The organism is Hymenobacter frigidus, from assembly GCF_014640435.1.
GTDB lineage: Bacteria > Bacteroidota > Bacteroidia > Cytophagales > Hymenobacteraceae > Hymenobacter > Hymenobacter frigidus.
Genome location: NZ_BMGY01000024.1, coordinates 45,116 through 70,179 on the forward strand (window position 1 = coordinate 45,116; position 25,064 = coordinate 70,179).

Below are 25,064 nucleotides of genomic sequence, written 5' to 3' on the forward strand. Positions count from 1 at the left end.
CGCGAATCTGCGATGCGCTGCCCCCTGGCTGCGAGCCTGCAGCTCGGTCGTTGAACAGTGCCGGGAGCGACTCATTCGCCCCACGCGTGATAGACGCGGAGCCAGTAGGCAGCGCATTGCAAACCCACGCCAGTTGATGTAACAATATACATATTAGCGTATTACTTCAACCCACCCACGGTATTGTTGGCCCGTGGCGGGGTTACGCAGTAAGTAGTAGTAGACACCCGCAACCAAACCGGCGGCATTCCAGTGGTTGTCGTATCGCGCCTGCTGGAGCACCAAGCGGCCCCAGCGGTTGTATATGGTAAGGTTCCAGTCGGGAGCGTTCAGGCCCTTCAGCACAAAAAACTCGTTTTGGGAGTTGCCATCGGGAGTAATAATGTTGGGGATGACAACATCGGGAACGACAACGACCTGACAACCAGTGGCACTACTACCTACGCGCACCAGCAACGTGTCGCGGGCCACGCAGCCAGCCGCGTTGCGCACTTCCAACCAGTAAAGGCCGGGGCGGCTCGCCGCGTAAGTGGGCGCGGTGGTGCCATCGGCCCAACGATAGGTGCTGCCAGCGGGCTGCAAGTTGGGCTGTAGCAGCAGGGGCGCGGCCCCGGCGCATAGCGCCGTATCGCGGCCCAGGCGCACCACGGGCGGGATGGCAGCCAGCACGTCTACTGAGTCGCGGCGCGCGCAGCCCTGGGGCGAGGTCAGGCGCAGTACGTACCGGCCGGGTGCCCGCACCGTATAGGTGGCTGCTCCCGAGCCGTCTTGCCAGCGGTAGGTGGTGCCTGCGGGCTGGGTTGCAGTACTCAGCACCAGCGCCGTGCCAGGACACAGAAACTGCTGACGAGTGCCCAGGCTGAAGCGGGGCCCCGAACCAACGACCACGACCTGCGAGGCGAGGACAGTGCTGCCAGCTGGGGTGGTCAGGGTTAGGGTGATGGTGTAGGTACCGCCACTTTGATAACGATGGGTGGCCGCTGGCCCGGTGGCGGTATTGGCCGCCCCCGACGCGGGGTCGCCAAAATTCCAGGTGAACAGGCTCCCGTTGGGCGCGACCGTGGACGAACTCACGCTCAGCAGCTCGCCCTCACAACTCGCAGCCACTGGCCCGATGACGGGTACAATCGGTACAGCATTGACCGAAAAAGCATTCGGAAAATTGGGCAGACCTAATTCCCCGCTGCCGCCATTCAAGGCGAAGGCATTGGCTTGCAGGTTGCAGGCCAGGCCCGCCACGTTGGGTCGTTGGATGATAGCCAACGACCCGGCCCCCAGAATAGACAGATAAATCTGGTCGTCGGGGCCGCGCTGTAGGCCCATTGCTCCCCCATTCTGCACCCGTAGCTCAGTATGGGCAAAATTATTGGCCAAATCGACTTGATAGACAAAGTTACCGTTGGTGAGGTAGAGCTTGCTGTTGTCAGGGGAGAATTCCAGGCCGTAATAAAAGTTGGTGACGGGCGGAACGGAGCGGGGCGTACTTACCCGCCCAGTCGCCGCGTCGAAATTGAACAGCTCAACCCCCGAAGACACCCGTGCGACGGCCAGCACCCGGCCGTTGGGCGAAGCCCGCAGGTAGCCAATGGCATTGCTGCCGCCATTCCCACTGCCACTATGCACAGCCCCTACCGTCGACACAACCGGAGTGGCCGCCAAGCCGCCGGGGCTGAGCAAGTAGCAGTAAAAAGCGTTGTTGTTCCAGCCATGCACCACCACCCAATAGTCGCGGCCATTGGCGTGCAACACGGCCGTGAGCTTTTCGGTAACCTGCCCTCCACCGGGGATGGTCACGGCCACCGAGTTGGTGCTGCCTACATCGCCCAAGCCCCCGCGCAGACTCATATCCACGATGGAGTGCTGTACTCCCCCGAAGGAGGGAGTGGCATCGGCCCCTACGTTTAGCAGATGGTAGTACCGGTTCTGGCCCGGCTCCCGCAGCAGCAAGGCCGCCTGGGTCGCCGACAAGTCGCTGCCTTGTAGCTGGCCGTTGGGCATGGGCAGGCCAGTACGGTCCCACACCTGCAGGCCATTGGTGTAGCATTGCAACACCCCGTTAGCATCGGAAATGGTAGCACAACCTTCGTAGGCCGACATACTGCTTGGCGAAACCGTAATTGCTGCCCCTGCACCGGCTGAAAAACGAATACCGGCCCGGTTACCGAATTTCCAATTGTAGGCTTCGGGCTGTGCCAAAGCAGAAAACGAAGCGGCCAACAGCAGGGGAAACACTGCGAACAAGACCCGAGAAAGGAGGCGTAGATGTTGAAAGACCATAGACAGTGAGTCGCCGTTTCGCGTGGCAGGTAATTGCCCGCGAGAACTTTCAAAACTACGTCACAGCCTGAGGTGAGCCAACTTAAGTTCTGGTTTCCGAGGCTTCCGCAGAGGATTAATAGTCCCTAATCGTTGCACGATGGCCGCCAAGCGGGCGGAATCTCACTCCGCAACCGCTAGTACTTCGGAATACAGCTCCAAAATAGCAGCTCCCGCCGCCCCTACTGCACCCGCTTCACCCGCAGGTAATCCAGCATGGCGTGGTTCACCTCGCCGTTCATGTTCTGGTTGGCGGGCTCATAGGCGAGGGTGAGGGCGTTGGCACCTTTCTCCAGGCGCACCAGCACCGGGTTCGAGAAGCCCCAGTTGCTCCATTCGTCAACGCCGCGCTGGGGCAGCACCACGGTGCCCAGCAGCGCGGGGCCGCGCCGCAGGGTACGGACGGCGCATTTGTTGTTGGTGTTGATGGGGCCGTTGCCGTTGGCGTAGCGGAAATCGACGGCGTAGAGGCCGGTTTCGGGCACGCAGACGGGGATAGTGAGCGCCTTGTTGAGCGTGGGCGTGATTTCGATGAAGCCCTTGCCGGAGTAGCCTTTGTAGGCCTGAGTAGCTTTGGGAACCAGGGTTTCAAGCTGCACCTGCTGCATGGTAACGGCACTGGTTTCGAAGGGCTCGCTAGCGAAAGACTCCCGGCCGGCCTCGTCCACGGCCACTACCTGGTAGGCGGCGAAAGGCCCGGCCGGCACGTCGAAGCCCGGTGTGGCCGTGGTGATGAGCGAGGTGCCGTTTTTCAGCACCTTATACGTTTTAGCGCCTTCAATGGGGCTCCAGATGAGGCGCTGGGCGGCGAAAGTGACAGTAGGCGTTTCGGGCGCGAAGTCATTGGGCACGCGGTTGATGGGAGCCGGAGTGGGCACGGTGCTAGTGAGCGTGATGCTCACCTTATGCCGTCCGCTGAGGCTGGCCGGGATGGCGGCCTCGGCCAGCGGCTGGCCATCCAGCGTGATGCTGGCAATTTGGTTGCCGAAGCCGCTCATCTCCACATCGAGCACCGCCTTACGGTACATGAAGCCGCTGAGGCTACGCTGGCCCTGAAAAGCCTGCGGCACGAAGGGCCGGAACACCAGCCGGTCGCCTTGGTACTGCATCCCAAACAGCACTTTATAAACCAGGCTCAAGCTGCCCGACAGGCTCCAGAGCATGCTGCTGGAGTTGATTTGGGTGCCGGCGAAGTCGCCGTTGCGGGCTACAAGGTTTTCCTTGTTGGTGAGAAATAACGCAGCCGGCCGGTAGATGGCGGCCATGCTCTCGGTGAGCGAGGCTTCGTTACCGGCCTGCGCGGCCGCCAGTGCCCAAAAGCTCTGCACGAATGGCCAAACGGCATCGTTGTGGTATGCCGGAATGCCCGGAATCTGCGGGTAGATGCACGAAATGCCGTAGGGCGTGGTGGGCGTGCGGCTCACTACTTGCTGCGCCCGCGCGCCCTCGGCCACGCCAAACAGCACGCACAGGGCCTCGCCCAGCGCCTCGGCCTTGGGCGAGAGCGACAGGGCGGTGCGGCCGTAGAGGTACTGGCCATAGTAGCCCTGCTCCTCCTGCCACAGGTGCTGATTGAGGCCGTCCTTGATGGTGGCGGCCTGGCGCTGGTGCTGGGCCGCCGTGCCGGGGTCGCCGAGTTTGGCGGCCATCTGGGCCAGCACAATGTTGGCTTGGTAGTGCACGGCGTTGGTGCCCAGGTTTTCGCTCTGATAGATGTCGGCCGGCTGCATCCAGCGCGGGTAGGTCTGCTCGCGCCAGTCCAGAAACGACGACTCGCCGCGCATGAGGCCGGTGGCTGGGTCGTGGGCGTTCTGCTGGTCGTCGGCCAGGCTTTGCCGGATGATGGGGTACACCCGGCGCAGCCAGGCTTCGTCGCCGGTGGCCTGGTAGATTTCCCAGGCCGCCACGGCCCAGATAACGCGGTCGGTCGAGCACGGGTAGGCCCCGCCCGTGCCGGTGTCCTGAATGATGCGGCCGTCGGCACTCACCTTGCGCATGAGGCTATTCATGGCCACTTTGGGTTGCAAGCTGGCCTGCGCCAGGATAATGCTGTAGCTCACGTCGCGGGTCCAGACGCCGGCCCACTCCTTACCGGTGCGGAAGGTACTATCGGGCTCCACGGCGCGGCGGGCTTCCTCCAGGGCCAGATTGTAGAGCGCATCGGCCAGCGGGTAGTCGGAGCGGTATTGCGGAAAATCATCGGTGTTGATAGTCTTTTTCCAGCTCGCGGCGGTGGTTTTGGCGGCGGCCGGCTGGTTCAGCGTCAGCAGCACTTCGTAGATTCCGTCGCCGTTGGCATCGGTCATTTCCAGCTCGGGCTTGTTAGTCAGGTTATCGAAATCCCAGCTCAACGGGGCCGTGCCCCCGGCAATGTACACGTGCTTGAAATCCTGCTGGTACAGCTTATCACCCTTGAAGGTGGTATAGAATCCCTGTTTCTTGAAGGCTGCCAGCACCGGGCGCATATCGAGCCGGATGCGGACCGGCGTGTTCGGAGCCAGGTACGTATCGGCCGCCGCAGGCGTATTATCCACATAGCGCTGCCCGAACACGATGGGCGGCGTTTCCACGGCCCCGCCGCCCGGCCGGGGCACGACCAAGAGCAGGTGGTTAAGGCCCGCTGCCATCTCATTATCCTTGCCGTTGAGGCTGAATTTGAACTCGACCTGCGGACTCTGGCGGTCGTTCACCGGGCTCACGTAGTTGGATACCAGCTCGGTAGCCGAGAGGGCGCGGGCCTCGTGCGGGCCCTGCACCACGCGGTCGGGGTAGAGCGTGTAGGCCTCCGATTGCCAGATGGGCTTCGTCACATCGGGGACCACGGCCGTGGCCGTGGCGGCGGGCTTGGTGGTCTGGCAGGCAGGCAGCAGGCCAAGAGAAAGCAGGAAAGCAGCGGAAAGCAAGCGGGAGTTCATCGGAAGCAATGGCCGGCGGAAGTGGCGCGGGCACGCAAATTACGGGGTTTACGGGCGAGCGGATGGGCGGCCGAAACGGGCGTACCCGTGTTGCATCAGCGGCAGCTGTGGCCTTCTGTTGCTGACCAAATTGCACCAGCTGGCTCCAATTGTTCGATAATGACGTTTAAGGGCGCAACGCGCCGGCTCGCGGCTAGTTTCGCTTTGGTCTCCACGCTACTTGATTATCTCATGAAACGCCCGTTTCTCTTCGCCTTTGCCCTGTTCGGCGGCCTGCTGTTCCTCACCGCCCAAACCCCCAAAGTCCGGTCCGTGGAACAAACCCTGCGCGCCAGCCGCTGGCAAAAGCGCGTGTTGCTCCTGGCCGCCCCCACTGCCGCACAAGCTGATTTCAAGCACCAAAAAACCCTGCTGGCCGCGGCGGGGCCAGCACTGGCCGCCCGCGATTTTCTGGTACTGGACGTACTCTACAACCAGCTGACCGAAGCCGACAAGCAGTTCTTAACACGGAAATTCGGCATTCAGCCACCCCAATTCGCGGTCGTCCTCATTGGCAAGGATGGTGGCGTGAAGCAGAAAAGCAGCCAGCCAATCCCGCCAGCCGACTTATTCGGCACCGTTGACCAAATGCCCATGCGGCGCGAGGAAATGCGGCGTACCAAACCCCGCCAGCAGTAGCCTGGCAAACTACGCCGGTCAGACAGCCGCCACCCCTACCCCATCCACAATGGTCGTCTGGTACGTTTCGGGCCGCCGGCCAAACTGCTGCTCATATGCCGCGCTCACGCTGGCAATGAACGCATCGACCTGCGCCGGGGCCACCAGATTGATGGTGCAGCCCCCAAAGCCTCCCCCCATCATGCGGGCCCCAAACACGCCGGGCAGCCCGCGGGCGGCCGCTACCAGCGCGTCCAGCTCGGCGCAGCTCACTTCGTAATCGTCGCGCAGGCCGGCGTGCGAGGCGTACATCTCCTGCCCGAAGGCCGTTAGGTCGCCGGTTTCGAGGTAGCGGCAGGCGGTTTCGACCCGGGCATTTTCCTGCACCACGTAGGCGCACCGGCGGTACACGGTGGGGCTAAGCTCGGCGCGATGGGCCTCCAGGTCGGCCAGCGTGGCATCGCGCAGGCTTTGGATGGCGGGATTGTGCCGCTGGAGCATGGCCACGCCCTGCTCGCACTCCTGGCGGCGGGTGTTGTAGGCCGTGCTGGCCAGGCTGTGCTTCACGCCCGAGTTGCAGAGCACGATGCGGCAGGCCTGGGTATCGAAGGGAAAATACGCGTAGTCGAGCGAGCGGCAGTCGAGGCGCACCACCTGGCCGGCGCGCCCAAACAGGCTGGCAAACTGGTCCATGATGCCGCACTTTACGCCGGCGTAGGTATGCTCGGCCTGCTGGGCCATACGGGCCAGCGTGAGCTTGTCCAGGCCGGTGCCGAGCAGCTGGTTGAGGGCGAAGGCCAGGCCGCACTCCACGGCGGCCGACGACGACATGCCCGCCCCCACCGGCACGGTGCCCCCAAACACGCAGTCGAACCCCGGCACTGCCACCCCGCGCTGCTGAAACTGCGCCGCCACGCCCAGCAGGTAATTGGCCCAGTGCGTGCCGCTGGGGCTGATGTCGGCGGCATCGGGCAGCGTCAGGGTTTCGCTTAGGTCGTGGGCTACCAACCGCAGGTGGCGGGCACCGTTCAGGCCCACGGCAAACACAATTTCCTTATCAATAGCTGCCGGCAACACAAAGCCGCCGTTGTAGTCGGTGTGCTCGCCGATGAGGTTGACGCGGCCCGGGGCCCGCACCAGCAGCGGCTCGTAGCCGAACCGGTGGTGGAAATCAGCAAGTATGGCGGCGACAGGGGGAAGTGGCATGAGCGAAGTAGGAGAAGGAGAACCCCGGCAAAAGACAGCCAGCAGCCATTACTACTTGAAAGTATCACCTATTCTGGCAACAACTTCCGGACACGACTGCAACCGGACAGCAAGTAGGCATCTTAATCAAGAACTACACAGAACATTTCGAAATTATTATTATATTTATTCAATCATATTTTTTAACAAATTTTCACTACTTAACCCAGGTACGTATGAAACCGCTCCTTACTCTTGCTGCGATGGCTACCCTACTGGCCCCGTCGCTATCCGTCAGCGCGCAATTCGTGGTGGATGGCGTCGCCAGAACAACCGAAATTGGTACCGGCCCGGGCAAGTATCAGTTGGCCGCGGCTTACACTGGCAACCACCTCGACGCCGATCGTGGCCTCAAGGCCTTGTACGTGGGCAGCACGGCTACTACCCTGAACCTGATGCTGGTCGGCTCGGCCGAATCGTCGACGGGTGGTTTTCGAGCGCTGGTTCTCTACCTGAACACGCCGGCCCGCCCCGGCGCACCCGCCGGCACTGCCCTGCCCGGGGGCAGCGACGGCCTCTCGCCCCTTAAGCACCGGCCCACGATGGACATGGTAGTTGACTACGGCTTCCGCGTGTCGGTGGGTGCCACTACCGGGACCACCACCGACGTATTCTTCAGTAACGTATCGTACGTGACTGGTACCGCCATCACTGCTGGTACCGATGCCTACATTGGGCAGGGCAGCAAGGCTGGCGCACCGGTGGTGGCTGCGGCCACAACTCCCCTACCCGGCACAAAATACGCTTACCTAAACACGGCAAATCTCACCGCCAATACAACCAATGCCGGCCTCGAAATTGAGATTCCGTTGGCCGCCTTCGGCCCCGGCGTTGCGGCGGGCAGCCGAATCGACTTGTTCGCGGCCTACACCGACGGCGCGGGCGTCTTCTATTCTGAAACCATTCCGGCTATCTCGGGCCGCACCACCACCCTCGGCACCGACCCCGACTTTGCCGCTATTACCGGCACCCAGGCCCTGGCTTACGAAATGGGAGCCGGCGTGCTGGCGGCGCGCAGTGCCACACCCAGCGCCTTCGCCTTTGGCCTCTACCCCAATCCGGCCCAGGCCACGGCCACTGTGGCCTACACGGTACCCGGCGGCAAGCAGGCCGTTTCGCTGGCCGTCTACAATGCCCTCGGGCAGCGGGTGCACGCCCTGCCGCCCACTCCACAAGCGGGCCCACAGCAGGTGAAACTAGGCGGCCTGCCCGCCGGCGCTTACTTGGTCAAGCTGCAAATCGGCGACCAGTACACCAGCGGCAAGCTCATTATTGAGTAGCATCGATAAAGACAGAAAAGGCCGTTTGGGCGCAGCAATGCTGCATCCAAACGGCCTTTTCTGTCTTTACCGATGCCGACTACGCGGCCAGAAGCTGAATCTCGAATCCGGCCGCTTCCACTACTTTTACTATTTGCCCGGCATTGGCCGATTCGGCACTGACCGTCAATATTTTGTCGACTGAAGCAGTATCGACCTGCCAATTGTTGGCCCCTACTTCCTCATTCAGGGTTGGAGTTACGGCCCGCACGCAATTGGCGCAGTTGATGGTGGTTTTGAATTTGAGCGTTGACATAAGGCAAATGAATTGAGGGGCAGCAATTGTCCGAGCGGGTCGCTCGCCACCAAGCCGCCGCGTAGTAGTGCGCGGCCGGACAAAATTAGCAGCAATGCCCACGGCCACGCGCACAGAATTACCGCTCAAAGCTGCAGAATTTGGTAGTCAAACGACTTTCGCAGGCAGGCAGGCGGCCCCCGTCCACACCGGTACTCGGGATGGGGCCAGGACTTTTTCTCCAGGCTCATGCCACAGGCTGAGCAGTTGCCGGGCTTGTCGCTCTGGCTGTTGGCGCACTTCCTGGGGCACTCGTAGCGGGCAGTGGCGGGCGCAGCGGGCAGGGCTTTCGCCGCCGGTTAAGGCCGCGCGAAGCGCGGGTCGTTGATAAACGGGAGGTCGGTGAGCGTGCGCATGAAGGCCACAATCTGAGCCTTTTCAGTGGCCGTCAGGTCGAGGGTGAAGCTTTGCTGGCGCGGGTCGTTGGTGGTGTTGAGCAGCAGCGGGTCGATATTGGGGCTGTTCAGGGCAACGTGCTCGTTGTAGTGGTCCACCACCTGCTCCAGAGTGGCAAAGCGGCCATCGTGCATGTAAGGGGCTGTGAGGGCGGTGTTGCGCAGCGAAGGCACCCGGAACTTGCCGTTGTCGGTGGGGCGGCCGGTTTGCAGGCCCAGGCCCAGGTCGGCGGGGTTGGCGTCGAGGCCGTTGTTGCTGAAGGTGTGGTTGGTTTGCAGCTCGCCAGAGTGGCAGTCGCCGCAGTTACCGCCCCGCAGCGTGCCATTGGGATGGGTGGTGAACAGGATGAAGCCCTGCAGCTCGAAGCTGGAAAGGGCCGTGCGGTCGCCGCGCCGATAGCGGTCGAAGGGCGAGTTGCTCGAAATCAGGGTGCGCTCAAATTGAGCCAGCGCTTTCAGCACGTTGGCCTCGGTGACGGTGCTGCTGCCAAACGCGGCCCGAAACAGCGGCGGGTAGGCCGCCACCCGCTGCAGGCGGGCCACGCCAGCCGCGAGCGACTGGTGCATTTCAACCGGGTTTTCGATGGGAATACGGGCCTGGTTCTCCAGCGTGGTCGCGGCTCCGTCCCAAGTCAGGCGCGGCTCCCAGAGCAGATTGGCCAGCGACATGGAACTGCGGGGCGTGCGGGCCTGGCTCACGCCCTGAGACCGGGCCAGGCCATCGGTAAAGGCCCGTGCCTGCTGGTGGCAGGAGGCGCAGGAAATGGTGCTGTTCCCCGACAGCGCCGTTTCGTAGAACAGCTGCCGGCCCAGGGCCACGCCCGGCTCGGTGAGGGGATTATCGGCGGGCTGGGCCGGCGCGGTGGGAAACAGGGTGGGCAGCGCTAATGCATACGCTTTGGGGGGCACCACCGGGCCCTCGGGGTCCGTAGCGGGGGCAATGGGGTCAGCACCGGGGGTGCAACCAGCCACGCTCAACACCACGAAGCCCAGACCGGCAAAAGCAGCTCTCATCTTCATAGCTCCCTGGTTGAAAGGCACTGGCTTAGTTAGCGCGTTTTAAAGATAAGAAACACCGACCCACCGGGCGCAAAACCCACGCCGGCAACCCGCTGAACCCCACTACACGGCAAGCCCGAAACTAATGATGGTGCCCCGGCCCAGGCGCGACACCACCGACAGCTCGCCCCCGAGCAGGGCCACGCGGTTACGCACGCCCGCCAGCCCGATGCCCGCCAGCGGCTGCTGGGCCTGCGCGGCGGGCTCAAAGCCGCAGCCATCGTCTTCCACGCTCACTTCGAGGCGGTGGCTTTCGCGCACCAGGTGCACCACCACTTCAGTGGCCCGGGCGTGCTTCATCACGTTATTGAGCAACTCTTGCACAACACGGTACACCGCAATTTCGACCGACGGAGCCAGGCGCTGCTCCAGCCCGGTGAGGTGCAGGCGCACGGGCAGACAGGCCGGAGCAATGCGCTTGGCTAGTTCCTCCAGCGCGGTGCGCAAGCCAAAATCTTCGAGAATACCCGGCGTGAGCTCGAAGGAAATAGTACGGGTGGCCCTGATAGCCTCTTCCAGCAGCTTGAGCGATTCGCGAACCGAGACCGGCGTGCCACTGCGGCCTTCCAGGCTGAGCTTGGTGGCGTAGAGCAGCTGGCCCAGGCCATTGTGCAGGGCTTCGGCAATGCGCTTGCGCTCGGTTTCCTGGGTGGTGAGAATGGCGGCCAGCACCTCCTGCTGCCGGGCGCTGATATCGAGCACTGCCAGCCGGCACTGCAGGCCGGCTGGGGTGGCTACGCGCAGGCCTTCCAACTGCCCGTGAAAGGGCGTGCCGTCGTCGCGCAGCAATGGCAGCTCGCAGCTTTGCGTGGCATCGGTGCGAAGCACCCGGGCAAGAAACTGCTCAAATTCTAAGCGCTGGGCTGGGGCTACAAATAGAGCGAAACGCCGCTGCACCAGCCGCAATCGCTCGGTGCCCAGCATCTGGCTGGCGTGCAGGTTAAGCTGTTCAATCTGGCCAGCCGGCGAGAGGGTGAAGTAGCCTACCGGGGCAAAATCGTAGAGGTCGAGGTAGCGGGCACGGGCAGTCTCCGCTTCGGCCTGGGCCAGTAGCAGCTCCTCGTTTTGCATTTCCAACTCTATCTGGTGCACCTGCAGCTCCTGCACCAGGCGCTGCGTATCGACCGGTATCTCGGGAGACGGGTGCTGGGTTACGAGGTGCCGATACTGTTCGGCCCGGGCACGCAGGGCGAGCAGGGTCGCGTGCGGGTTGTTGGGGCCTGGGACCAGGGCAGCGGACTGAGACATTGCGGAACGTGGATAGAAGGATACAACCCGGTGAAGATAAGCAGGCTCCAACGGGCAGGCAAGTGCCGCCTACAGGAGTATGGCCTTAGCCAACGGCGCTCGTCAGCTGCTCCTGCCCAATTTCCTGCATGCCCAGCAATAGCCAGCCGGTTTGGGTGCCGTGGCTGGTGATGGCCCGGCCATAAAGCAGCAGCGAGCGGGCTCCGGCACTTGGGAAAGTAGCCGTGAACTGGAAGTCTTCGAACAGCTCGTCGGGGTGGCGCAGGGCTTCTTCCAGGCGCTGCGCCAGGGCGGGCTGCTGCCAGGCCCCACCGTCGAGCTCGTGCAGGGGCGAGCCCTTGATGCGGGCCGGGTCAAAACCGAAAAACTTGGCAAACGCCCCGCTGAAAGCCAGCACGCGCTGGTTGGCATCGAGCAGGTTTTTCATGTCGTTGGCGGCCTGTCTCAACTCCTCGGTTTTGCTGAGGTACTGGGTGTTCAGGGTCATCAGCTCCTCGTTTAGGCTCTGCATTTCCTCCTTGTTGGTCATGGCTTCCTCGTTGGTGCTTTGCAGCTCCTCGTTGGTGCTTTTGAGTTCCTCCAGGCTGCTTTCCATCTCCTCAATGGTGGTTTGGAGGCGGTGCTTGGTGTGCTGCAGCTCTCTCCCCAGGGCCTGCACCTGGGCATCGGAGCCGGGGGCCGCCACACCGAGCGGCGCTACCGCCTACCCATCGACGGCGAAACCATTGGGGCCGGCACTCTGTACTTGGCCTCGCCCGACCGCCACCTGCTGGCCAAGGATGGCAGCGTTGGGCACCTGCTCATGACCAAAGGCCCCCGCGAAAACCACTACCGCCCCGCTGCCGATGCCCTATTTCGGTCAGCGGCCGTGGCCTACGGGCCGCGCATGGTGGGCGTGGTACTCACCGGCATGCTGCACGACGGCACGGCCGGCCTTGAGTTTATCAAGCGGTGCGGCGGAGTGGCCGTGGTTCAGGACCCGCACGATGCCCTTTCGAATACGAGGGCCCGGCTAGGCCCAGTGCTGCCGGTTGTGCCACTGGTGCCAATGCGACTGGCGGGCCGCATCCAGCAAAGTGGGCACGATGCAGGGTGCCGGTCCTGCTTCTTGCTTCAGCACCACTTTCCGCACGAGTTCGGGCACGTGCACCAGCACCAGCTCGGCGCGCTGCTCCTTCAGGTAGTGATGCAGCATCCACAGCAGCTGCGCCGCTTCGTCCGATAGCGAGTTGAGCATGCCACAATCGACCCACACGGCCGCTTTGCCACTCTGCTGCGCGCACGTTAGCTGGTGCGCCAGCGCAGTCTCCATCTCTCCCTCCTGGGCCGGAGCCAAGACAATGAGGTAGCTATCCGGCAATAATTCGCAGCAAATAGTCGTCATAGCAAAGATGAGTAGGTGTGAGACAAATGAAATAAGCACATGCCGCCTACAGCATTACTAATCGGCAACGAGGCTAGCGCTAACTTGTGGATTCAGAATAGTTGGTAGCATTACAAATTTATCCATAACATAGCTATATATACCCAGAATAAATACGGATTATGACGGGAGTAAGTACTGATAATTAACCTGCTGTAAATCCCGTTTGCATCAATTTACGGCTGCGGCCAAGGGCAACGGCCGGCCGGCACAAGCAGCCTTGACACTGCCGATTAAAACATGTGGGTAAGTTTTGCGTCTGGCCATGGCGGCCCGCCCTCTGGCTGCGCCGGCCCAATACGGCGGCGGCGGCTTAGTCCCGAACCATTGCCATCCGCCGGGGTTGCTAGCGACCTGCCGGGCGGCACTGACTTTCTTTCTGCTCCATGAAAATTCTATACACCTACCTGCGCAACTACTGGCCGCTGCTGACTCTGGCCCTCGTGCTGGCCGCCGTCAACCAGATATTCTCGCTGCTTGACCCCTACATTTTCCGCAAGCTGGTCGACCATTTCGTGCCCAAAAATGGCGGCGTTGGCGGACTGCTGGAAGTGCCGTTCTGGCCGTTTTTCCGGGAAGCCATCCCCTACATCGGCATGATGCTGGGCGTGGCCATGGTGTCGCGCATCGCCAAGAACTTCCAGGACTACTACGTCAACGTCATCACCCAGCGGCTGGGCGCCAAGATGTATTCCGACGGCCTGCGCCACTCGCTGGAGCTGCCCTACCAGGTGTTTGAGGACCAGCGCTCGGGCGAGACGCTGGGCAAGCTCCAGAAGGTGCGAACCGACGTGGAGAAACTGATTCAGGCATTTGTGAACGTGCTGTTTACGGCGCTGGTGGGCATCATTTTCGTGATGTGGTACGCCATCACGGTGTACTGGCCTATCGCGGCGGGCTACTTTATCACCATCCCGCTGCTGGGCATTCTGAGCTTTGTGCTGAGCAAGCGCATCAAAGTTATTCAGCGCACCATTGTGGCCGAAACCACTTCGCTGGCCGGCTCTACCACCGAGAGCCTGCGCAACATTGAGCTGATTAAAAGCCTGGGCCTGGCCCAACAGGAAACCGAGCGGCTGAATGGCATTACCAACAAAATCCTTAAACTGGAGCTGCGCAAAGTGCGCTACCTGCGCTCGCTGAGCTTCGTGCAGGGCACGTTTGTAAACTTGCTGCGCAACACCATCATCCTGCTGCTGCTCTACCTGCGGGTGCAAAACCACATCAGCCTGGGCGAGTTTTTCTCGTTCTTCATCTACTCGTTTTCCATCTTCGGGCCGCTGCAGGAACTGGGGGCCATCATCGGCATCTACCGCGAAACCGAGATTTCACTGGGCAATTTCCAACAGATTCTCGACACCCCGAAGGACGTGAAGCCGGCCGAGCCCAAGTCCGTGGCGCACATCGACAACCTGGCCTTCAACCACGTCAGCTTCAAGCACCTCACGGCCAACAACCAGGCATTGTCGGACATTTCCTTCACCACCAAGCTCGGCGAAACCATTGCCTTCGTGGGCCCCTCGGGCTCGGGCAAAACGACTTTGGTGAAGCTGCTGGTGGGCCTCTACCCGCCCCTGTCGGGCCAGATTCTCTACAACGGCATCCCCGGCAATGAAATCGACCTCGACGAGCTGCGCGAGCAAATCGGCTTCGTGACCCAGGACACGCAATTATTCTCCGGCACCATCCGCGAAAACCTGCGCTTCGTAGCCCCCAACGCCACCGACGAGGAGTGCCTGCTGGCCCTGCGCCAGGCCGCGGCCGACACCCTGCTGGCCCGTGCCCCGCTGGGCCTGGATACCGTGATTGGCGAAGGCGGCGTGAAGGTTTCGGGCGGCGAAAAGCAGCGCCTCAGCATTGCCCGCGCCCTGCTCCGCAAGCCCACGCTCATGGTGTTCGACGAGGCGACGTCGGCCCTGGATTCGCTCACCGAGGAGGAAATTGGCAAGACGGTGCGGAAGCTGTCCGGCTCGCGCCAGCACATGACCATTCTCATTGCCCACCGCCTCAGCACTATCCTGCACGCCGACCGCATCTTCGTACTGGAGCGCGGCCACGTGGCCGAGCAAGGCCGCCACGACGAGCTATTGGCCCAAAAAGGCCTCTACTACGCCATGTGGCGCCAGCAGATTGGCGAGCGCAAGGAAACGACCGAGGAAGCAGTCGCGGCAGTGCTGTAGCAGCCCGTCATTGCGAGGGAACTGTGTCGTTGCCTCGCTGCGCTCGCAATGACAGACGATTACAGTTTCTGCAGCCGCCCGCGCCGCACAGTACGGCCATCGGCCCATTCCACCAGGTAGAGGCCGGGGCGCAGGGCGCTTACGTCTACATCGTTTGGCCCGGCAACTAGCTCAAAACCTGTCACCTTATTTCCCATCACATCGTAAAAAGTGAGACGACCAGCTTGGTCCGGGCCACTCACCTGCAGGCGGTCGGCCACCGGATTAGGGTATAGCGCCAGCCCCGACTCAAGCCCGGAAACCGTTACCAAGCTCGAGTAGCTGGTGCGGGTGTCGTGGTCGACCTGCCGCAGCCGGTAGTAGCGGGTGCCGGACAGCAGGCGCGGGTCGCGGGCTTGATAGGTGCGGAGGCTGCTGCTGCTGCTGCCGGCCGCCGGTTGGCGCAGCACTTCAATCCAGTTTTTGCCGCCCTCCTCCTGGGCTTCCACGGCGAAGTAGGCACTGTTATGCTCCGAGGCGGTGCTCCACGCCAGGGTAGTGCCTGCGCCGGTTGCGTACCGAGCCGAGAAAGCGGTAAGCTCTACGGGCAGGGGCTGGCAGCCAGAGGGCACAGGGGTGGCCACGGGTGGGGCGAACCCACAACTGCTAGTGGCACTGAAAGTAAAAACATCCTGGCCGGCAGTAACGTCACTAGCAGCGTTCAACACGCGCTTGCTCTCTCCATTGGAAATAGAAAAATGCATTACTGCCGTTGGAGCAATGATGTGATTTAGCTGGGTGCCGTGCCCCAATTCATGTAGGGCCACACTTTCAAAATCATACTGAGTGTTGCTGGGCGTACCTGTTCCATAGTTCCAGGAAAAACCAGCAATTGCACTTAAATCGTTAAATGTATAATCCGTTTCAACCAATGAAAACTGGGTTGGGCCGCCATTCACGCTGCACCCCGAATAATAGGAGGTGGCAGTGGCCAGCGTGCTACTGCCTAAAGATTCAAAACGTACGATATTTTCCAAATTTGAATCGGTGGTATTGACTCCGGCCCCGGAGCCCACCACCCGGCGCAGCCGCGTGGCGCAGGCCCACGAAGCCAGCGCCCGCTCGAAGGAAGTGGCTGCACCGGTCACTCCCGCAAAACCAGCGCTGTAGAGCAGGGTGTAGCCGCCCTGCCCATCATCATTCACCAGCCGGGGGCGGTTGGGTGGGTTATTGGCTCCCTGGCCCAAGTTGCTCAGGGCGTACACCACCGTCAGGGCCGTGAGACTTGTGCCAGTTTCGCCACCGGAATTTATCACCCGAAAGGTACCAGTGCCGGCCACGCCGCCCGTTAATACATTGGTCGACGGTACCCGCACCTGAATCTGGGTATCGGACCACTGTAACGGTATATAATCTGCGGGGTTGGCGGCCACGAAGCTGCTCCCGCCGCTGTTGGCGTTGGGAAATTCTACGCTGCCGCTGCCCTGCGTCGCGCCAAAATTCGAGCCGTTGATGGTGAGCACCGCATCAGTACCGGCCGTGAGGCTGGCCGGCGAAAAGCTGCTGATGACTGGCTGCGCCGTGGGCCGGGCCACCGGCAAAGCTTCCGCCAGAGCGGCATTGGGTCGCACCGTGCGCCAGGATTGTCCGGCCAGCGCCTCCACGGCCGGGTACAACGTCCCCGCAATGGAGGCGTAGCGCCCAAACGGCTCGGAGGCCGTGCGGTCGGCCAGGTCGTAGCGCACGAAACCCTGCGGCCCCGCCACCAGCCGGTAGGTACCGGGCAGCAGCGGGTGGGGTTCCAGCAAAAACAAACCCTGCTGCTCGGGTGCCAGCGTAATGCTGGTGCTCACCACCTCACGGCGCAGGCCCACCGTACCGCCGGCTTCGGCCAGGCGCAGCACCGCGGGCTCCGTACCCTGAAATACTTTATACACCGTCAGCTCGCTGATGGTGTAAATATGGCCGTTTTCGCTCACCGCTTGCTGGGCCCTTACCCCGGCCTCAACGATGAGGGTTGCCGTTGCAACGCGCTCGGCCAGCGGCGCGGGAATCAACATGCACGCGTCCTGAGCCCAGCTAGGGCCAGCCAGCCCTAACAGCATCAGCACCAATATTACCCGAACCCTCAATGAAATTAAACCTGCTTTCATACGGTAATATTACTATTATTTTATATTAAAGCTGTTTGGCAATTTGTCAGTCGGTCATGCCGAGCATGTGGCGCATCAAGCCAGGGACCGAGGCATCTCGCTCGGGCCGTCCGGGCCGTTCAACGAGGCGAGCGAGATGCCTCGGTCCCTGGCTTGATGCGCCACATGCTCGGCATGACGGTCACGTAGTTTTTTTGAATTCCCAAATAGCTTCAGTAAATCAATCTCTCCACGATTGTTTTCTGGTTAAGCAGCACACAAAAACGGCCGTTCCTGGGTTAGCGTGCCATCATATTATGACCTGCTGCTTCGGGTCGAAGTTGACAGGACGGGGCTTGGGGTTCATATCCTCCAACGCGGCCACCACTATTTCGATGATGGCCAGGTCGCGCACCCATTTGCGGTCGGCGGGCACCACAAACCACGGGGCGGAATCGGGCGAACAATGCCGTAGCGCATCCTCAAAGACGTGCTGGTACTCGTCCCAGTGGGCGCGCTCCTTGATGTCGTTGGGGTCGAATTTCCAGTTCTTGCTGGGGTCGTCGAGGCGTTCCTGCAGGCGTTCGGCCTGCTCCTGCTTGGAGATGTGCAGGAAGAACTTGAGGATGAGCGTGCCGTTGCGAGTCAGCAAGGACTCAAAGTTGTTGATGGCTTCGAACCGCTGCCTGGCCGTTTTGTCGTCAATCAAGCCGTGCACGCGGGTCACCAGCACATCTTCGTAGTGGGAGCGGTTGAACACACCGATGTGCCCCTTTGTGGGCGTGCGGGCGTGAATGCGCCACAGGAAATCATGGCTCATCTCTTCCTCCGACGGGGCCTTGAACGAGGTCACCTGCACCCCGGCCGGGTTCACGCCCGTGAGCAGGTTCTTGACAGCACCGTCCTTGCCGCCCGTGTCCAGGGCCTGAAACACGATGAGCAGGCTGCGCTTATGCTCAGCGTACAGCATTTCCTGCAGCACGCACAGCCGCTGTCGCAAAACCAGCAGCCGGGGCTGGGCCGCTTCCGCGCTTAGGCGCTTGTGCGCAAAAGGCGTGGCCGCGTCCGGGTCCACGGCGGCCAGCCGAAACGACTTGCCCTTGACGCGCACGGCCGGGGTCTTAGGTATCTTGAATTTCATAGGCTGCGAAGCTAATCATACTGGCCGTAACCGGCCCTGACTGTCCTTGGTGGGCCACCCGTGATGGGCTACCCGCTCACCAACCGCGCTATTCCAAAGGCCGCCGCGGCGGCCAGCGCCCCTACCACGGCCATTTTAAGAGCTCCGGCCACGGGTGGCTGCCCGGTAATACGACTTTTGAAATAGCCGAACACCAGCAGGCACACCAGCGTGATGGCTGCCGACCACGCCAGTCCTTCCGTGGGCGTATCCGTAAAAAAATAGGCGCTGAGTGGAATCAGCCCGCCCACCGCGTAGGCCGAGCTGATAGTGGCGGCGCTTTTGGGGGCTTGCCTGGGGTCGGGTTCCTCCAGGCCCAATTCGTACTTCATCATGAACCGCACCCATTGCTCGGGGTCGGCGGTGAGCTCTGTGATGGCCAGTTGGCGAGTGGCGACCGAAAGACCCATTTCGGCCAGCAGCTCATCTACTTCGGTCCGCTCTACGTCGGGCACTTCCTGCACTTCGCGGCGCTCGCGGGCCAGTTCGGTATCGTAGTGCTCTACTTCGGTGCGGCCCGCCAGGTAGCCACCCAGGCCCATGGCAATGCTGCCGGCCACTATTTCGGCCAGGCCCGCCGTAATCACCAGCCCCGACGAAGCTACCGCGCCGCTCAGGCCCGCCGCCAGGGCGAAGGGCACGGTCAGGCCATCGGATAGGCCAATCACCACATCCTGCAGCATAGCCGAGCTGGTCGAGTGGTTTTCGGGGTGCAGGTCGCGCAGAATCTGGGCGGTGGGCTCAATCATACTGAGAAATCTAGGTACTGGGATTAACCCAGGGCACCGTTTTACGTAGGTACAACTAATTATTTCGACACCGGTTTTATTCGGTAGTTTTCACTCACTTTATTCGCCCTATTCCCATGGCATCACCCGCCAAAGCTGCCCCCAAAAGCTCCGCTTCTCCCAAAAAAGCTGCTCCAGTCGCCAAAGCTGCTGCGGCTCCTAAAGCCAGCGCCAACGGCAAAAGCAACACCGGCAACGGGGCCGGCAGCAACGCCGCCGTCGATATTCAGCCCCGCCTGAACCAGCAGCAGAACGCCCCCGCCCCCACCCAGCGCTACGGCACCGTGAGCCAGCGCCTGCCCATTGGCTTGGGCGAAAGCACCCGCCAGGAAAGCGTAACCATGCTCAACCAGCTGCTGGCCGATGCCATTACGCAGCGCGACATGTACAAAAAGCACCATTGGCAGGTAGTAGGCCCTACTTTCTACCAGTTGCACCTGCTTTTCGACAAGCACTACGAAGAGCAATCGATGTTGGTCGACGCCATTGCCGAACGCATTCAGATTCTGGGCGGCGTGGCCATCGCCATGGCCCACGATGTGGCCGAATTAACCAGCATTCCGCGCGTGCCGCGCGACCGTGAGGAAGCGCCCGTGCAGGTATCACGCCTGCTCGACGGCCACCAGCGCATCCTCAAGAACTGCCACGACTATGCCAGCAGAGCCGACCAAAGCGGCGACGATGGCACGAACGACCTTATTGTGAGCCAGCTGGTGCGCACCAACGAAATGCAGGTGTGGTTCGTGGCCGAGCACGTAGTGGACTCGCCGCTCATCAAAGCTGAATAGGCTACCCACTGCTACGATTTGCAAAAGAGCGCTGCCGCACTAGGTGCAGCAGCGCTCTTTTATGTTCGCGTAACTACTGCGTCCCGGCATTATTGGGGCTCATCTTCGACCCGGGCTTCCACTTTATCGCTTTCATTTTCCTCCGCTTCTTCCACCGAGTGCGTCTGGCCTAGGTTGCTGTCTTTTTTGGCTAATTCGGCCAAAGCACAATAGAAATTATGGAGCAGGTTTATTTCTTCCTCCGAGAAATCCTGGGCGTTAATCAGCCGGTTGCTGGCTCCCTACGTGGCGGCGATTAGTTCACTGAGCTTAAGGTGCAGCACGAGTGAATCCTTGTTTTGCGCCCGCTGAATAAGAAAGACCATCAGAAACGTGACGATGGTGGTACCCGTGTTGATGACCAGCTGCCAGGTTTCTGAATAATGAAAGTAGGGGCCGGTGATGCCCCAGGCTAGAATAATCATCGCTGCCGACGTAAATGCCACTGTGGAGCCCGAAAAACGCGTAATCTGCTCGGCCAAGCGGCCAAAAAAGGAGCTTGTTTCGACTTTATGGATAGCATGCATGGCAGGAAAGCGGGTCTTTGGTAAGCAGAAGCCCCATTGGCATCCAGAGTACCACAATGTAACACCTTGAATGGTGGGCAATTGATGAAAAAGGCAGCCAGAAGGTTGGATGGCCGAAATGCGGCGGCTATCTTTGCACCCGCTTCGGTACCTCAACGAAGCCGGTTTCGGCCGAAATACCTGGTGCAATTACCCAATTCGCGCACGTGGTGAAACTGGTAGACACGCCATCTTGAGGGGGTGGTGCCTTCGGGTGTGGGAGTTCGAATCTCCCCGCGCGCACGTGAATCGGAAAGCCCGTTCCAATTATTTGGAACGGGCTTTTTTGTTGTAGCCGCCATACTAGCGCAGTTTCAAAGTCAGTGTAAGTGCGAAGTAGAGACGCATATTTGCGTCTCGTCGTTGAACATGTTGATAATGAATAGGCTAAACAACGACGAGACGCAAATATGCGTCTCTATATCATATGCGCTAACCTATAAACGGCTCTAATGAAGCTGTTTAGCAATTTGTCAGTCGGTCATGCCGAGCATGTGGCGCATCAAGCCAGGGACCGAGGCATCTCGTTCGGGCCGTCCGGGCCGTTCAACGAGGCGAGCGAGATGCCTCGGCTGCGCTCGGCATGACGGTCACTTAGTTTTTTTTGCATTCCTAAACAGCTTCAGTAAAAGAACGTCATGCTGAGCTGGTCGAAGCATGACGTGCAAAAAGCAGTGCTACTCCCGCTCAAATGGGTTGCCGGGTTTCACCAGCACCACCCGCTCGCGTTCTACCACTACCTGGCCGGGCAGCGCGCCCTTGGGCTTGCGTACAAACTTTTTAGGCGTCACCGTCACCGGGCAGAGCGTGTCGTGCTGGCGGCGCGAGTACCAACCGGCTAGCTGCGCGGCATGCTCCACCACGGGCTCGGGCACGGGCTGCCCGGCACGGTGCCGGATGACGACGTGCGAGCCGGTCACGTCCTTGGCGTGCAGCCAAAGGTCGTCTTTGTGCGCGTATTTCTGGGTTAGCAAGTCGTTGTTCGCCGCGTTGCGGCCCACCAGAATGGTGAAGCCCCGGTCCTCGAATACCTTAAAAGGCAACTCGGTGGGAGCTTTGCCAGCGGCGGGCGCGGGGTCGAGACCGTGCTGCTTGCGCCAAGTGCGCAGGCCGCGCAACTCGGCCAGCGCTGGTTGGGTGTCCATTTCTTCGAGGCGCTCCAGGGCTGTCAGGGCTTCGGCTTCGCGCCGGGCAATGCGCTCAGTGAGCTGGCGCTCTTCGATTTGCTGGTTTTTGCCTTTGCGGTAGAGGTTTTCGGCGGTGAATTGGGGCTTTTCGGTGCGTTTGAGCTTGATGACCCGCGCGGCACCCGTGTAGAAATCCAGGACTTCAACCTGCGTCGCTCCGGCCGGAATATCGTGCAGGTTGGCCATGATGAGGTCGGCGGTGTGGCGGTAGCCGGCCTCGTGGGCCAGGGCGTGGAGGCGTTTGCTGGCGTGAACGGCGGCAGTGCTGGCTTCATCGGCGCGGCGCTCCAATAGCTGCCGTAGCTGCTTGGTTTCCATTTCCAGGGCGCGGCGGCCCAGGGCCATGGGCACGAAGCGGCGCAGGGCGGCCACGGGGTCGTCGCCGGGCAGGGTCTCGAGCACATCGCCGATGGGCAGCAGGCTAAGGCGCGTGCGGCCGTCAAGCTGGATGAGGTAGTAGTGCGCCGGCTTTTCCAACTGGGCCAGCACCTGGTTCACCAACCGGGTTTTGGCTTCGGGCGGGGCCGGGTCATAGCCCTGCAGGCGCAGGTAGCGCAAGGGCAAATCGGCCAGCGGCGGCGGCAGTTTGCCCGCGGCGGTGGGCGTAGCGGCGGCCTGAGGCCGTAACTCGGCATCGGCCAGTAGCTTTTGCTGGAAAAGCTGGGTCGGGCCCTCCGGCGACGTGCGAAAAATGGCGTTGGGCCGCGGGCCGTAGAGCTTGAACACCACCCGAGCCCCGCTGCGGAAATTGAGTTGCAGCACCCGGTCCTGGGGCCAAGCCGCCACGGTTTCGACCTGCTCACCCAGCAAATCGGGGAATAAATCGACGGAGTTGGCGCGGGCCCGCTGAAAGGTTTCGGGCAGGGCCAACGCGGGGAAATTAGCCCCCAACTGCGCTTTCAGCCAAAACCCTTTACTACCATCAGTAAGGCCGATTACCAACTCGTCTTTCTCCTGGGAGAAGCACACGGCCACGCGGTAGCCCCGCAGCCGCTCAGTGAGCGCGGGGGCTAGTTGGCGCAGGAAATAGTAGTTGGTGTGCATGAGAATAATGAGCCGCTTGAGGCAGAATAAAATTATGCGCTTTCAAGCGGCGTGAGCATCAATAATGTCACCAGAAACGAGCGTGACTTCCTGACTTCGACCCAGAAGAAATATGGAAACAAGAACAGTACCGCGAAGAATGGCAAAAAACCCAGTAGTTCAAACGGATGAAAACCTACGGGAGTAAACCAGCCCGACACTATTTGGGCGGCCATCATTCCTGAAAAGCTTAGCCCGGCACCCGCTAGAATAAACGCGAATAGGTGCAGGCGGTGCCGAATCCGCAGGATACTACCGAACTCGTTTTCATTAGGAACCACCCAACCCGTGATAATCGGCAAAATTGAGTTCCGACCTCGAATGGTGCGGAAGATTTCGAAATGCTCGCCGCCTACCTGACCTCGAAAGAACTTGTCGGGTTTACCCCGAAAAAGGGCACCCAACATGAGTGGCGGCGCGGTATGGCTACCAAGACTATTCATCACAACCGCTTGCGTAAACGGCGAGGCGAAAGCTTCCGTAATCGAAGGAAAATACCTCATCGCCTATACCTCTACCTTCAGCCCATCATACGCCAGCCGAATCCAGGGCGGCAGCTCGGCTTCTACTTCGGCGTGGCGGCCCAGTTGGTGGCTGATGTGCGTGAGGTAGGCGCGTTTGGGGGCGGCTTCTTCGAGCACGGCAATGGCCTGGGCCAGCGTGAAGTGCGAAATGTGCTCCTCGCGGCGCAGGGCGTTGAGCACGATGACGTCGGCATCGCGCAGCTGGGCTCGGGTTTCGGGGCCGATGTGGTTGGCATCGGTGAGGTAGCAGAAGCCACCGATGCGGAAGCCCAGCACGGGCAGGCGGTGGTGCATGGCCCGCAAGGGCTGCACGGGCAGCCCTATCACATCAAACGGCGCATCGTCGCGCTCGATGGGGTGCAGCACCACGCGGGGTACGCCGGGGTACTTGTGCTCGGCAAAAATGTAGGCAAACTCCTGCTGCAGCTGCTGCAGCACGCGCGGCTCGGCATACACCGGCATGTCCTGCTGCTGCCGGAAGTTGAAAGCGCGGATATCGTCGAGGCCGGCGGTGTGGTCCTTGTGCTCGTGCGTGAAAAGCAGGCCGTCGAGGTGTGTGACGCGGGCCCGCAGCATCTGTTGCCGAAAATCGGGCCCGGAATCAATAACGAGGCTGCGGCCGCCCACGGCCACGTGCACCGACACGCGCAGCCGGTGGTCGCGGTGGTCGAGCGAGCGGCACACCGCGCAGGTGCAGCCTATCATCGGCACCCCGGAGGAAGTACCCGTGCCTAAGAACGTTACGGTCACTGCATTTGAATTAAAAATTAAGAATTAAAAATTAAGAATTACCGCAAAGGCGAACGTGCAACCGGGCGCAGCAACGCGACATTTTTAATTCTTAATTTTTAATTCTCAATTCGATTTACCCCACGTACTGTTTCACTACGCGCACCAAGGCGTCGAAATCGAGCGGCTTGGGCAGGTAGTCGCTCACGCCGGCTTCGCGGAACTGGTCCATCGAGTAATTGTTGGCGTTGCCGGTGATGGCAATGATGGGGAGCTTGTTGATTTTGGGGTCGGCGTGGGCGCGGATTTCGCGGGTGCACTGCATGCCATCCTTCACCGGAATGTTGATGTCCATGAGCACGCAATCAACAGGGTTGCTTTCCAACTGTTTCAACACTTCGCCCCCGTTTTTGGCCAGCACAATTTTGTACTTCTGCAACTCCAGGATTTTGCGGGTGAGGTTAAGAATTACCGAGCTGTCCTCAGCAATGAGAATGGTTTTGGTTTGGGGTTCGGTGGACATGAGCGTAGGGTTTAAGATTGGATTCATAGGGTAGATTGGAGGAGAAAGCCGCCGTTTTTACACGGGCGGAAAAGTAATGGCTCGCTCAACGGCACCGGGGTATTCGGCAACGAACTGTACAAAGTAATGTTCCAGAAGTTTAAAATCAGCTGCGCCAGTTTCTATTCTTCCTTCTTTGAACTGATGCTCAAGGCGGCGCGCCTGGGCGGCAAGGGCTACGCCACCCAGCGTAGCGGCCGTACCCTTGAGCTGATGAAGCATGGGCAGCAGCTCGCGAAAATTGTTGGCAGCGGCTGCGGGCGCGGCATCGCGCAGCAAATCGCCCGCTTCCTGTTCAAATTCCTGGTAGAGGTCGGACGTGAATTCGGGGCCACCCAGCTCGATTAGCTGATGCAGTATGGCAGCGTCGAGGATGGGCTCATCGGTATCTAGTGTTCTGACAACTTAATTACAGTATTATTAGTTTGGGTAGCGTACCCCCCTCCTTTCCCCTC

The 25,064-nt window shown here is 60.9% G+C and carries 22 protein-coding genes and 1 tRNA gene; 6 read left to right on the forward strand and 17 right to left on the reverse strand.

The annotated features are described in order from the left end of the window. Positions 1–153: 153 nt before the first annotated feature. Together IEW17_RS13180 and IEW17_RS13185 are read right to left on the reverse strand one after the other, a co-directional pair. Positions 154–2,097, reverse strand: coding sequence for a T9SS type B sorting domain-containing protein (locus IEW17_RS13180; RefSeq protein ID WP_188562515.1), 1,944 nt, complete (start codon positions 2,095–2,097; stop codon positions 154–156). 401 nt (positions 2,098–2,498) lie between these two features. Next, positions 2,499–5,231, reverse strand: a complete 2,733-nt coding sequence (locus IEW17_RS13185) for an MGH1-like glycoside hydrolase domain-containing protein (protein ID WP_188562516.1) — start codon at positions 5,229–5,231, stop codon at positions 2,499–2,501. Between the two features lie 231 nt (positions 5,232–5,462). Between IEW17_RS13185 and IEW17_RS13190 the strand changes: the two genes are divergently transcribed. Continuing rightward, positions 5,463–5,909: a DUF4174 domain-containing protein gene (locus IEW17_RS13190; protein WP_188562517.1), complete on the forward strand. Its 447-nt coding sequence runs from the start codon at positions 5,463–5,465 to the stop codon at positions 5,907–5,909. Between the two features lie 18 nt (positions 5,910–5,927). On the opposite strand, the gene galK is transcribed toward IEW17_RS13190, so the two are convergent. Continuing rightward, the gene (galK, locus tag IEW17_RS13195; RefSeq protein ID WP_188562518.1) at positions 5,928–7,094 is read right to left on the reverse strand and encodes a galactokinase; all 1,167 of its coding nucleotides are present in this window, start codon (positions 7,092–7,094) and stop codon (positions 5,928–5,930) included. A gap of 242 nt (positions 7,095–7,336) precedes the next feature. On the opposite strand from galK, the gene IEW17_RS13200 reads away from it, so the two are divergent. Further along, on the forward strand, positions 7,337–8,413 hold the full coding sequence (locus IEW17_RS13200) for a T9SS type A sorting domain-containing protein (protein ID WP_188562519.1): 1,077 nt from the start codon (positions 7,337–7,339) through the stop codon (positions 8,411–8,413). Between the two features lie 79 nt (positions 8,414–8,492). Here the strand turns inward: IEW17_RS13200 and IEW17_RS13205 are convergent, their stop codons facing one another. The 5 genes from IEW17_RS13205 to IEW17_RS13220 all read right to left on the reverse strand — a co-directional run bounded on the left by IEW17_RS13205 (position 8,493) and on the right by IEW17_RS13220 (position 12,044). Then, positions 8,493–8,708, reverse strand: coding sequence for a heavy-metal-associated domain-containing protein (locus IEW17_RS13205; RefSeq protein ID WP_188562520.1), 216 nt, complete (start codon positions 8,706–8,708; stop codon positions 8,493–8,495). 125 nt (positions 8,709–8,833) lie between these two features. Then, complete coding sequence (locus IEW17_RS21495) at positions 8,834–9,031, reverse strand: heavy metal-binding domain-containing protein (RefSeq protein WP_373286165.1); 198 nt, start codon at positions 9,029–9,031, stop codon at positions 8,834–8,836. Positions 9,032–9,046: 15 nt separating this feature from the next. Next, positions 9,047–10,156 (reverse strand): cytochrome-c peroxidase, encoded by a 1,110-nt coding sequence (locus tag IEW17_RS13210; RefSeq protein WP_188562521.1) that lies wholly within the window; start codon positions 10,154–10,156, stop codon positions 9,047–9,049. Between the two features lie 108 nt (positions 10,157–10,264). Further along, positions 10,265–11,449 (reverse strand): PAS domain-containing sensor histidine kinase, encoded by a 1,185-nt coding sequence (locus tag IEW17_RS13215; protein ID WP_188562522.1) that lies wholly within the window; start codon positions 11,447–11,449, stop codon positions 10,265–10,267. Between the two features lie 85 nt (positions 11,450–11,534). Next, positions 11,535–12,044 carry a PAS domain-containing protein gene (locus tag IEW17_RS13220; protein WP_188562523.1) on the reverse strand — a complete coding sequence of 170 codons (510 nt, stop codon included), beginning with the start codon at positions 12,042–12,044 and terminating at the stop codon, positions 11,535–11,537. A gap of 24 nt (positions 12,045–12,068) precedes the next feature. Between IEW17_RS13220 and IEW17_RS13225 the strand changes: the two genes are divergently transcribed. Both IEW17_RS13225 and IEW17_RS13230 read left to right on the forward strand, forming a co-directional pair. Then, positions 12,069–12,674, forward strand: a complete 606-nt coding sequence (locus IEW17_RS13225) for a chemotaxis protein CheB (RefSeq protein ID WP_229748994.1) — start codon at positions 12,069–12,071, stop codon at positions 12,672–12,674. Positions 12,675–13,258: 584 nt separating this feature from the next. Continuing rightward, on the forward strand, positions 13,259–15,052 hold the full coding sequence (locus IEW17_RS13230) for an ABC transporter ATP-binding protein (protein WP_188562525.1): 1,794 nt from the start codon (positions 13,259–13,261) through the stop codon (positions 15,050–15,052). Between the two features lie 59 nt (positions 15,053–15,111). Here the strand turns inward: IEW17_RS13230 and IEW17_RS13235 are convergent, their stop codons facing one another. The 3 genes from IEW17_RS13235 to IEW17_RS13245 form a co-directional block, all read right to left on the reverse strand. After that, positions 15,112–17,091 (reverse strand): T9SS type A sorting domain-containing protein, encoded by a 1,980-nt coding sequence (locus IEW17_RS13235; protein WP_229748991.1) that lies wholly within the window; start codon positions 17,089–17,091, stop codon positions 15,112–15,114. A 382-nt stretch (positions 17,092–17,473) separates the two neighbouring features. Continuing rightward, the gene (locus IEW17_RS13240; protein WP_188562527.1) at positions 17,474–18,304 is read right to left on the reverse strand and encodes a polyphosphate kinase 2 family protein; all 831 of its coding nucleotides are present in this window, start codon (positions 18,302–18,304) and stop codon (positions 17,474–17,476) included. A 68-nt stretch (positions 18,305–18,372) separates the two neighbouring features. Then, on the reverse strand, positions 18,373–19,092 hold the full coding sequence (locus tag IEW17_RS13245; protein ID WP_188562528.1) for a VIT1/CCC1 transporter family protein: 720 nt from the start codon (positions 19,090–19,092) through the stop codon (positions 18,373–18,375). Between the two features lie 116 nt (positions 19,093–19,208). On the opposite strand from IEW17_RS13245, the gene IEW17_RS13250 reads away from it, so the two are divergent. Next, entirely contained in the window at positions 19,209–19,919 is a 711-nt protein-coding gene (locus IEW17_RS13250) for a Dps family protein (RefSeq protein WP_188562529.1), read from the forward strand. Positions 19,920–20,200: 281 nt separating this feature from the next. On the opposite strand, the gene IEW17_RS21350 is transcribed toward IEW17_RS13250, so the two are convergent. Then, a complete protein-coding gene (locus IEW17_RS21350) occupies positions 20,201–20,485 on the reverse strand; it encodes a low affinity iron permease family protein (protein WP_188562530.1) in 285 nt (94 codons plus the stop codon). Positions 20,486–20,685: 200 nt separating this feature from the next. Between IEW17_RS21350 and IEW17_RS13260 the strand changes: the two genes are divergently transcribed. Continuing rightward, positions 20,686–20,767: transfer RNA gene (locus tag IEW17_RS13260), tRNA-Leu, on the forward strand. 434 nt (positions 20,768–21,201) lie between these two features. Here IEW17_RS13260 and IEW17_RS13265 read toward each other — a convergent pair. The 5 genes from IEW17_RS13265 to IEW17_RS21500 all read right to left on the reverse strand — a co-directional run bounded on the left by IEW17_RS13265 (position 21,202) and on the right by IEW17_RS21500 (position 24,888). Continuing rightward, on the reverse strand, positions 21,202–22,755 hold the full coding sequence (locus IEW17_RS13265) for an NFACT RNA binding domain-containing protein (protein WP_188562531.1): 1,554 nt from the start codon (positions 22,753–22,755) through the stop codon (positions 21,202–21,204). Positions 22,756–22,787: 32 nt separating this feature from the next. Next, positions 22,788–23,201 carry a hypothetical protein gene (locus IEW17_RS13270; protein ID WP_229748992.1) on the reverse strand — a complete coding sequence of 138 codons (414 nt, stop codon included), beginning with the start codon at positions 23,199–23,201 and terminating at the stop codon, positions 22,788–22,790. 99 nt (positions 23,202–23,300) lie between these two features. After that, positions 23,301–24,068, reverse strand: a complete 768-nt coding sequence (locus IEW17_RS13275; RefSeq protein ID WP_188562533.1) for an MBL fold metallo-hydrolase — start codon at positions 24,066–24,068, stop codon at positions 23,301–23,303. Positions 24,069–24,183: 115 nt separating this feature from the next. Further along, on the reverse strand, positions 24,184–24,570 hold the full coding sequence (locus tag IEW17_RS13280; protein WP_188562534.1) for a response regulator: 387 nt from the start codon (positions 24,568–24,570) through the stop codon (positions 24,184–24,186). A gap of 57 nt (positions 24,571–24,627) precedes the next feature. Next, positions 24,628–24,888, reverse strand: coding sequence for an Hpt domain-containing protein (locus IEW17_RS21500; RefSeq protein WP_188562535.1), 261 nt, complete (start codon positions 24,886–24,888; stop codon positions 24,628–24,630). Positions 24,889–25,064: the final 176 nt, after the last annotated feature.